The organism is Methanobrevibacter sp. (genome assembly GCF_045577275.1).
GTDB lineage: Archaea > Methanobacteriota > Methanobacteria > Methanobacteriales > Methanobacteriaceae > Methanobrevibacter.
Window position 1 is genome coordinate 1 of record NZ_JAZNIB010000051.1, and the last position, 8,756, is coordinate 8,756.

The following is an 8,756-nucleotide window of genomic DNA, read 5'->3' on the forward strand; positions in this document are numbered from 1 at the left end:
TATTTAACTAATTATTTAAGTACAGATTATTTAAGATAAGCAAAAATATTTTTTATCAGTTTCCATTCAATCTTAAAGTAATTTTTCCAATTTTTTCTCAAGAATGGTGTCTTATTTAATTTTTTTCTATTTCTCAAACCTTCCTTGATTCCTTCCAAATACAAGGAACCGTAACCTTTCCTTACAAAGAAAAGATACTTTATTGCAAATCCTATGAATAAGAAAATAAAATTGATTATTTTTTGAATGATTGGGAAGTTCTTATAGATTAAAAATACGTTATTTCGTGCAGCCAATTTGATTTTAAATTCATTATATCTGCTTCCGCTTGTTGCACTTCCATAATGATAAACAATTGAATTAGGGCAGAAATAATTTTTATACCCATAAATCTGAGCCCTATATGAAAGGTCTATATCCTCAACATATGCAAAGAAATCTTCATCAAAAAGACCTATTTCCTCCAAGACTGATTTTCTATACAATGCAGCACCTGCACAAGATGAAAATATCTCCCTTTTCTCATCATATCTTTCTACAGGTTGGCCATCCCCAATCTTTTTGGTCCAGGCAAGTAAGGTATATTCATCTCCCGCATCATCAATCAGATTTCTATTATGATGCTGAATCATCTTTGATTGGAATGAGAATGGATTTTCCCCAAGGGCAATTGACTCGTCCATTGCCTTGATGATTTCTTCCAATGCATTCCACTCCAGTTCAACATCATTGTTGAGGGAATAGATATATTCAGATTTTGCAATCTCTATACCTTGATTAACTGCAGGAGCAAATCCTAAATTCTCATCATTCCTTATAAGTATTATGTCGATTGGATAATTAGGGCTTCTTATGAACTCTTCTATAAATTCTACACTTCCGTCAGTAGATGCATTATCTATTATAATGATCTCTTCAATAAACCTGCTTTGAATCAATAAGGTTTCAAAATAGCTGTTTAAGAATTTTAAACCATTATAATTTGGAGTTACTACTGAGACTTTCATAAGATCCCTTAATCCTTATCTATTTTATCTTGTCTTTTCTTTTAATCATCAGATTTATTTTTTAGAATACATCTTTTCGTAATACTCTTGATATTCGCCGGATTTTACCTTTTCCATCCAATCCTGATTATCCAAATACCAATTAATTGTTTCTATAATTCCTGTTTCAAAGGTATATTTAGGTTTCCAACCTAATTCCTCTGTGATTTTAGTGGAATCTATTGCATAACGTCTGTCATGACCTAATCTGTCTTTGACGAATTTTATTAAGGATTCCGGCTTATTTAGTTCCTTCAATATGAGCTTGACGATTTCAATATTTCTCTTTTCGTTATGGCCACCAATATTGTAGACTTCCCCAAGCTTACCCTTATGAAGAACAAGGTCAATTGCACTGCAGTGGTCGTAAACATGCAACCAGTCCCTAATGTTCTTTCCATCACCGTAAATAGGCAATTCCTTATCTTCCAAAGCATTTGAAATCATTAATGGAATCAATTTTTCAGGAAATTGGTAAGGCCCATAATTATTGGAGCAACGGGTGATGTTTATTGGAAGTCCAAATGTCTCGCCATAAGCTCTAACCATTAAATCTGCACCAGCTTTTGAAGCTGAGTAAGGACTGTTTGCCTGAAGTGGGGTTTCTTCAGTGAAATATCCTTCAGGTCCAAGGCTTCCATAAACCTCATCGGTGGACACCTGCAAGTACTTTTTGATCTTGTGTTTCTTTGCAGCGTCCAATAGTACTTGAGTTCCTATAATATTGGTTTTAATGAAGATTTGAGGATCTTCGATACTGCGGTCAACGTGACTTTCTGCAGCAAAATGAACTATATAATCTACATCGCTGACAAGGGAATCCACTAATTCCTCATCTTGAATATCTCCCTTCACGAAGCTATAATTAGGATTATCTTCAATATCTTCCAAATTTTCAAGATTTCCACAATATGTAAGAGCATCTAAATTGATAATTTCATAATCAGGATACTTTTCAAGCATATACTTTACGAAATTACTTCCTATAAATCCTGCTCCTCCAGTAACTAAAATTTTTGTCATAAAACACCTTCTTTTGATAAATATTAAAATAATAAAAATTTAAAATGATAAGAATTTTAAAGCAATAATAAAATCCAATAAAATTTAAAAATCGCTTAAAAGTCTGTAGGAGTTTCCTTCATTGGTTTCCATTGTTGGTCCTTTTCAGATAAAAGTATATCATCTTCAGTTAAATCTCCTAAAGGCCATTCGATACCGATGTCAGGATCATTCCATTGAATTCCTCCTTCATCTTCACCGTTATAGAAATCAGTGCATTTGTAAACGAATTCAGCCTCATCAGACAAGACCAAGAATCCATGAGCAAAACCTTTAGGAATGAAAAGCTGTTTCTTGTTCTCTTCAGATAAGATTTCACCAATCCATTTTCCGTATGTCTTTGATTCTTTTCTCAAATCAACACCAACATCAAAGACTTCCCCTTTAATGACACGGACTAATTTGCCTTGAGGTTGAGTATATTGGAAATGAAGTCCTCTAAGAACCCCTTTAGATGATTTTGATTGATTATCCTGAACAAATGTTAAGTCAATGCCTTCTTCCTTAAAGTCATTTTCATTATATGTTTCCATGAAATATCCTCTTTCATCCCCAAAGACAGTTGGTTCAACAGTAAAAACACCTTCAATTTCACTTTTAACAATTTTAAATTTTCCCATTTTAACACTCCATAATAATAATTGTATGACATATCCCGATTAAAATTAATTCGAATAAATTAATTTAAAAAATATTAAAACTTAAATCACTGATTAAAGTTTTCTATTAGCCAATTTAATTAAATATTGGCCATAGTCAGTCTTTTTAAGTGACTGCGCCAATTTTAACAAATCCTCTTTTGTAATGTATTTTTTTAAGTATGCTATCTCTTCCAAACAAGCAATGTATAGGCTTTGCCTCTTTTGAACAGTTTCAATAAAGTTACTTGCTTCAAGCAAACCGTCATGAGTTCCTGTATCTAACCAAGCCATTCCCCTACCGAGCAATTCAACTTTAAGTTTGGATCTGTTAAGATATTCTTCATTAACTGAGGTGATTTCCAATTCACCCCTCTCTGATGGCTTGACGTTTTTCGCTATTTCAATTACGTCATTGTCATAGAAATAAAGTCCAGGAACGATATAATTTGATTTAGGATTCTTTGGCTTTTCCTCAATTGAGAGAACATTCCAATCATCATCAAATTCAACTACACCAAAAGCTTCCGGATTGTTTGTATAATAACCGAAGATAACTGCACCCTCATCAAGACTGCATGCCCTTTCCAATATCTCAGTAAATCTGTGTCCGTGGAAAACATTATCTCCTAAAATAAGAGCTACACTATCATCGCCGATGAACTCTTCACCTATTATGAAAGCTTCAGCCAAACCGTTTGGATTGGTCTGTTCAGCATAGGTAAAAGAAATTCCTAAATCAGAACCATCTCCGAGTAGATCCTGATACATAGGCAAGTCACGAGGAGTTGAAATAATGAGAATTTCCTTGATGTTTGCCAACATTAAAACAGATATTGGGTAATAGATCATTGGCTTATCATATAAAGGCAATAACTGCTTTGAAACAGCTTTGGTAATCGGATACAATCTTGTTCCAGAACCTCCAGCTAATACTATCCCTTTCATATAATCACTTCTTTTAAATTATAATGTTAAACTAATTCTTTTATTGAACAAATTTTTTAAAACTGAATTTTTTATAAAACTGATTTTCATATTCGAAGACCATTAGATCCGGTTGGTCTTCTTAAAAAAATTATATAATGATAAATATTCACTTAATGCTTCCTGATAAGTTCTCATTGGAACAAATCCAGAGGAATTCCATTTTTTATTATTTAAAACTGAATAATGAGGTCTTGGAGCAGGCCTTGGGAACTCTTCGGTTGTGACTGGAACAACCTTGACATCAATATTTGACAATTCAAATATCAGTTTTGCAAACTCATACCAAGAGCATTCACCTTCGTTTGTTACATGATAGATTCCATACTTGTCACTGAACAAGAGATTTGTGATTGCAACAGCCAAGTCAAAGGAATATGTTGGGGATCCAACCTGATCGTCAACAACAGTTATTTCATCATGATTTTCTGCCAAATCCAACATTGTCTTAACAAAATTATTTCCATGAAGGCCATATAGCCATGCTGTACGAAGAATGAAATACTTGTCAGTATTCTCTTGGATGAATTCTTCTCCTGCCAATTTGGTTTTTCCATAGGCACTTTGAGGACCTAACTTATCAGCCTCTATAAGAGGAGTCCTTTTGGTTCCATCGAAAACATAATCTGTGCTGATATGGACTAAAGGAATATCTAACTTATTGCATGCAATAGCTAAATTCTTAGGGCCTAATGCATTTACTGCATATGCATCGTCATAGTGAGTCTCGCAATCATCAACTGCAGTATATGCAGCAGCATTGATAACCAATTCTGGAGAATTTTCACAAACAAACTCTACGACCTTTTCCTCATCAGTGATATCCAAGTCTTTAGACCCAGTCACTATCAATTCCTGATTTTTAAGAACTTCTCTCAAATCAGACCCTAACATTCCATAAGCGCCAGTGATTAATATTTTCATAAATAATATACTCCTCAAATGAACTCAATAATATCAAATCAATTATAAAGTATTATAATATAACTTTTATTTTTATAAAATATAAATATACCATATAAAACAGTTAAATATATTTATAATATAGAAATATTAAAATAATACATATACGAACTTAATATAAGAATTAACTAAAAATCTAAAGATTAGAAATTAATTTCTAAAAATCAAAATTTGATTTTGAATTTAACTAAAACTTATCTAAAATTGAATATAGGCGATAATTATGAAAATTTGTATTGTAGGACAAGGATATATTGGTTTACCAACTGCAGCATTATTTGCTAAGAATGGATGTGAGGTTCTTGGAGTTGATGTCAATAAGGAAATTGTAGAGAAATTAAATCAAGGAATAGCTCATATAGAAGAACCTGGAATATCTGATGCAATTAAAAATGCTGTGGAAAAAGGCCATTATCATGCCTCAGAAACTCCTGAAGAGGCAGATACATTTATCATTACAGTGCCTACACCTTATGTGAAGGAAGATTTAAGCTGTGACTTAAGCTATGTCATCTCAGCATGCAAATCAATCTTGCCTGTTTTGAAGAAGGGAAATGTTGTAATAATTGAATCTACAATAGCTCCAATGTCCACTGACGAAGTTGTAAAGCCTATATTTGAAGAGGAAGGATATATCATCGGAGAAGACCTCTACCTTGCTCACTGCCCTGAAAGAGTTCTTCCTGGACAGATCATGTTTGAACTAGTGAATAACAATAGAATAGTTGGAGGAATTACTGAAGAATGCAGCCGCAAAGCTGCAGATGTTTACAGAACCTTTGTAAAAGGGGAAATAATTGAAACTGAAGCAAAAACAGCAGAACTATCCAAATGTATGGAAAACACATTCAGAGATGTGAACATTGCACTTGCAAATGAACTTGCTAAAATTGGTGCAGAAATTGGAGTGAATGCTTTAGATGTAATTGAAATGGCAAACAAACATCCAAGAGTAAATATCCATAGTCCTGGCCCAGGTGTAGGTGGCCATTGCTTAGCAATCGATCCATATTTCATTTATGCTAAAGCACCTGATGTTGCAAAAATAATCAAATTGGCAAGGGATACAAACAACAGCATGCCAGGATTTGTAATCGAAAATACTGGCAAGATACTTGCAAACTTAGATGAGGATGCTGAAAAGGTCAGCATATTTGGAGTGGCATACAAGGGGAATACTGATGATGCAAGGGAAAGCCCTGCATTTGAAATAATTTATGGATTAAAGGCAGCAGGATATGATGTTGCAATCCATGACCCACACTTCGACAACCCAGAATACCTTTCATTTGAGGATGCAATCAAGGATTCCTCATTGATATTGATTTTAGCAGACCACGACCAATTCAAGGAATTGGATTTCGAAGCAATCAAGGAAAATATGAAATGCCCTATCATATTCGATACAAAGAATATCCTAAAAACAGCTGATGATGACATTACATTAATCAATTTCGGCAACCTATACAAATTCATACACTGATTTTGAATAATATCGGTAGAATACTTGATAGAATAATATTTGATAGAATTATGATTGATGATGATTTAGATTTAATGGTAAGACATTATTACGAGCCCAAGTAGATGATAAAATGACCCAACATGAAAATTACCTAAACGAAAGATATCAAAGATATGAGCTTGAGGACTCTATGGAACAATTGAGAAAGGAAAACGAAAAATTGTCCAAAATCATTAAAGATGAAAAGAAATTGAATGAAAAATTAAATAAGGATGTCAAAAAGCTAAAAAAAGAGAATAAGCATTTCAAATCAACCAAAGCTTACAAGGTTTGGAGAAAGTATGCAAAGATTAAAGGGGAAGGCAAAGCTAAAAATAAGCCTTCTAAAAGTTCAGAAAATAAAGCTAAAACAGATGCTAAAGCTAAAGCTGATGCTAAAGGCAAAACTGCAAATAAAAAACAGCCTAAAAAACTGAAGGACTTTAAGGTTGCATTCATCTCTGACCAATTCACTTATGACTGTTTCAAATATGAATTCACTCCTATAAGCATTCATCCTAAAACCTGGAAAGAGGAAATGAAGGAAAAGCCTGACATCTTCTTTTGTGAATCAGCTTGGGATGGACATAATTACACAGGAAAAGGCCCTTGGAGAGACAAGGTAATAAAATGGTACAATAAGAAGGACAACACGAAAATCTTGCTTAAAATATTGGAATACTGTAGGCAAAACAATATCCCTACAGTTTTTTGGAATAAGGAAGATCCTCCAAACTATAGGACTGAAACCTATTCATTTGCTGAAACTGCAAAGGAATTTGATTATATATTTACCACTGCAAAGGAATGCATCGAATGTTATGAAAAGGATTTCAACCATCCGAATGTTAATGCATTGCTGTTTGCAGCACAGCCAAAGCTTTTCAATCCATTGAATGTGACTGGAGAAACCATCGATGCAGTTATCTTTGCAGGAAGGTATACTGAAAAATACCCTGAAAGAGCAAGATTGATGATTGAGGTTCTTGATAAAATTGATGAACAATGGAAAAAGATGAAGATATACGACCGTTATTCTTCCAGGAAAGGCCCTCACTTCCCTAAAAAGTATGACAAATACATTAATCCTGCAATACCTTATGATGAGACACCAATCGTTTACAGACAGGCAAAATGGGGTTTGAACATCAATTCAGTTACCGAATCAGAAACCATGTTTGCAAGAAGGGTGTTTGAATATTCCATGTCCAATGTGAATATCCTTACAAACTATTCCAAAGGTGTCAGGAAGATATTCAAAGACAATGTATTTGAATTTAACGATATGGAAACATTACCTGATTTCAATGGAGATTATGAAGAAAAGAGATTGAATAACCTTTATAATGTTTTAGAAAATCACACTTATACTGAAAGATGGAAACAGATTTTGGATACAATGGGATTTGAATACATTGAGGAAGAAGACCATATCTCCATAATCTACAAAATCGAAGACTTGAACAATTTAGAGGACATTATTGACAATTTCGACAAAATCGATTATCCATTTAAGAATCTGCAGATCATCCTATCTCAAAAATCATTGAATGATGAGCTTGATTTGGATTCAATCAAAGAAAAACATGCCGAGATTGAAGAGATTTATATTGAAAAAGAAGATTATGAAAAAGAATTGAAAGACAAAATCGATAGCGAATATTGGATAATAACAAATGACCTTTTAGATTCAGATTTCATTAAAAAGGCAATATTGCATTATAAATATCTTAACGATAATTATGCCGTTTGTGAAGGAGAAGACAGATTTACATTAGGCATTGAAAAAGATTACGAAAATAAGGTCATTCCAAGAAGAAGATTAGATTATCTTGATGGAAACGATGCGATTGAAGTTGATGTATATTATATCTAATTCCACAATAACTAACTTAATACTAACTACTAACTACTAACTAACTACTAACTAACTACTAACTAATAACTACATAACTAACAATAATTTAAGAAAACTAGACTATTTTAAGGTGATTGAATGACAACAATAGCTGAAAAAATCTTAGCTAGGGCTTCTGGTAAAGGAGAAGTTGAAGCGGGTGAAATCGTAATGGCTGATATTGATATAGCCATGATTCATGATTTAACTGGCCCTCTTGCTGTAGAATCCTTCAATAAGATTGGAACTGAAAAGGTTTGGGACTCATCAAAAATAGTTATTCCTTTTGACCATCAAGTCCCAGCAGATTCATTGGATTCTGCAAACAATCATATTTTTATGAGAAACTTCGTAAAAGAGCAGAACATAGAACATTTTTATGACGTTAATGAAGGAGTGTGCCATCAAGTTTTACCTGAAAAAGGGCATGTCTTGCCAGGAACCCTTATTGTAGGTGCAGATTCACACACCTGCACATACGGAGCTTTCGGAGCATTTGCAACAGGAATAGGATCAACAGATATGGCAATGGTGCTGTCAACCGGCCAATTATGGTTTAAGGTTCCAGAAACCATACAATTCAACATTAACGGAAGTCTAAAGGAAAATGTCTCTGCAAAGGATGTGATCCTACATATCATAGGGCAAGTTGGAGCAGA

The 8,756-nt window shown here is 33.6% G+C and carries 8 protein-coding genes; 3 read left to right on the forward strand and 5 right to left on the reverse strand.

Annotation, left to right across the window (positions count from 1 at the left end; all coding sequences use genetic code 11):
- Nucleotides 1-26: 26 nt before the first annotated feature.
- The 5 genes from ACKI67_RS01675 to rfbD form a co-directional block, all read right to left on the reverse strand.
- On the reverse strand, nt 27-1,007 hold the full coding sequence (locus ACKI67_RS01675; RefSeq protein WP_407461658.1) for a glycosyltransferase family 2 protein: 981 nt from the start codon (nt 1,005-1,007) through the stop codon (nt 27-29).
- A 54-nt stretch (nt 1,008-1,061) separates the two neighbouring features.
- Entirely contained in the window at nt 1,062-2,069 is a 1,008-nt protein-coding gene (gene rfbB / locus ACKI67_RS01680) for a dTDP-glucose 4,6-dehydratase (RefSeq protein WP_407461659.1), read from the reverse strand.
- Nucleotides 2,070-2,164: 95 nt separating this feature from the next.
- A complete protein-coding gene (gene rfbC, locus ACKI67_RS01685) occupies nt 2,165-2,728 on the reverse strand; it encodes a dTDP-4-dehydrorhamnose 3,5-epimerase (RefSeq protein ID WP_407461660.1) in 564 nt (187 codons plus the stop codon).
- Between the two features lie 93 nt (nt 2,729-2,821).
- A complete protein-coding gene (gene rfbA / locus ACKI67_RS01690; RefSeq protein ID WP_407461661.1) occupies nt 2,822-3,694 on the reverse strand; it encodes a glucose-1-phosphate thymidylyltransferase RfbA in 873 nt (290 codons plus the stop codon).
- Between the two features lie 102 nt (nt 3,695-3,796).
- The gene (gene rfbD / locus ACKI67_RS01695) at nt 3,797-4,657 is read right to left on the reverse strand and encodes a dTDP-4-dehydrorhamnose reductase (protein WP_407461663.1); all 861 of its coding nucleotides are present in this window, start codon (nt 4,655-4,657) and stop codon (nt 3,797-3,799) included.
- A 262-nt stretch (nt 4,658-4,919) separates the two neighbouring features.
- Here rfbD and ACKI67_RS01700 point away from each other — a divergent pair, with 262 nt between their 5' ends.
- The 3 genes from ACKI67_RS01700 to ACKI67_RS01710 form a co-directional block, all read left to right on the forward strand.
- Complete coding sequence (locus ACKI67_RS01700; protein WP_407461664.1) at nt 4,920-6,179, forward strand: nucleotide sugar dehydrogenase; 1,260 nt, start codon at nt 4,920-4,922, stop codon at nt 6,177-6,179.
- A 112-nt stretch (nt 6,180-6,291) separates the two neighbouring features.
- On the forward strand, nt 6,292-8,076 hold the full coding sequence (locus tag ACKI67_RS01705) for a glycosyltransferase (protein ID WP_407461665.1): 1,785 nt from the start codon (nt 6,292-6,294) through the stop codon (nt 8,074-8,076).
- Nucleotides 8,077-8,196: 120 nt separating this feature from the next.
- Nucleotides 8,197-8,756 (forward strand): aconitase family protein (locus tag ACKI67_RS01710; RefSeq protein WP_407461666.1); only part of this gene is annotated, 560 nt, incomplete at its 3' end.